At 59.4% G+C, this 1,265-nt stretch carries 1 protein-coding gene; it reads left to right on the top strand.

Annotated features, from left to right (window positions below; translation table 11 throughout):
• Positions 1-1,265, top strand: a 1,265-nt coding sequence (locus tag AC1Q6C_RS33600; RefSeq protein WP_492667127.1) for an AMP-binding protein, incomplete at both ends; no start/stop codon positions are given.

The following is a 1,265-nucleotide window of genomic DNA, read 5'->3' as shown; positions in this document are numbered from 1 at the left end:
GATGTTGTTGATGTGTCTGGTTTTTCGGGTGCGCGGGTGTTGGATGTGGATCGGTTGTCGCCGTTGCGGGCGTCGAATACGGCGTATGTGATTTTCACGTCGGGGTCGACGGGTCGGCCGAAGGGTGTGGCGGTCTCGCATGCGGCGATTGTGAATCAGCTCGAGTTCATGCAGGGCGAGTATCGCTTGACGTCGTCTGATGTGTATTTGCAGAAGACGGCGACGACGTTCGATGTGTCGTTGTGGGGTTTTTTCATGCCGTTGCGGGTGGGTGCGGTGTTGGTGTTGGCGTCGGCTGATGGTCATCGGGATCCGGGGTATTTGGCGTCGGTGATTGATGATCAGGGTGTGTCGGTGACGGATTTTGTGCCGACGATGTTGTCGACGTTTTCGTCGTTGGTGGATCCGGGGTTGTTGGGTTCGTTGCGTGATGTGTTGGTGATCGGTGAGGCGTTGCCGGTGGAGGCGGTGCGTGAGTTCGGGTTGGTGTCGTCGGCGCGGTTGCATAATTTGTATGGTCCGACTGAGGCGGCGGTGTCGTTTACGTTTGCGGATGTGACGGCTGCCGGGTCGGGGTCGGTGGTCTCGATTGGTGTGCCGGAGTGGAATTGCCGGGTGTTTGTGTTGGATTCGCGCCTTCGGCCGGTTGCGGTGGGTGTTGCGGGTGAGTTGTATTTGTCGGGTGTGCAGTTGGCTCGGGGGTATGTGGGTCGTCCGGATTTGAGTGCGGATCGGTTTGTGGCGTCGCCGTTCGGTTCGGGTGAGCGGATGTATCGGACGGGTGATTTGGTCCGTTGGAACTCGATTGGTGAGTTGGAGTACATCGGTCGTACTGATTTTCAGGTGAAGTTCCGTGGTCAGCGGATCGAGTTGGGGGAGATCGAGGCGGCGCTCACGGCGCATGGGTCGGTGTTGTCGGCTGCGGTGGTGGTGCGTGGGTCGGTGATGGGTGATCAGTTGGTGGGGTATGTGGTGCCGGCGGTGGGGTCGGTTGTGGATGTGTCGGTGTTGCGGGGGTTTGTGGGGGAGCGGGTTCCGGGTTATATGGTTCCGGCTGCTGTGGTGGTGTTGGATGCGTTCCCACTTAATTCGTCGGGGAAGTTGGATCGGGCGTTGTTGCCGGAGCCGGTGTTTGAGGCTCGGGTGTTTCGGGCTCCGGTGTCGTCGGTGGAGTTGGTGGTGGCGTCGGCGTTTGTGGGTGTGTTGGGTGTTGATCGGGTGGGGTTGGATGATGATTTCTTCGAGTTGGGTGGCAACTCCCTCAT

The sequence above is a fragment of the Rhodococcus sp. MT28 genome (genome assembly GCF_058792695.1).
This window is presented reverse-complemented; position numbering and strand designations above follow the sequence as displayed.